We start from the raw sequence: 310 nt of genomic DNA on the forward strand, positions 1-310 counted from the left end.
TCGTCTCCGGCGAGGAGCGGGCACCCGGGGCCGACCTCACGGTGCTGCTGTCCCGGCTGCGTTCGGCAGGCCGCGGCGACCCGGCCGCCCGGCGCTGGCGGGAGGAGGCACAGCGGCTGGAGGGCATCGCACGGCAGGAGGCCACCGCCGTCGTGCCTCCCACCGAAGAGGTGGGCGCGGCGGAGCATGCCGGCTTCGTGGTGGCGCTGGCCTTCCCCGAACGGGTCGCCCGCCGCGTCCCCGGTCCCGGGCAGACCTACCTGCTGGCGTCCGGAACCCGTGCGGGGCTGCCGTCGGGCAGTCCGCTGGC

1 pseudogene is annotated in these 310 nt (G+C 77.7%); it reads left to right on the forward strand.

Going from position 1 to position 310, the window contains the following annotated elements:
• Positions 1-310 (forward strand): annotated as a pseudogene (locus AC5RV2_RS19200) (ATP-dependent helicase HrpB); the annotation flags it as partial.

It is taken from the genome of Arthrobacter sp. Y3225116, from assembly GCF_059091245.1.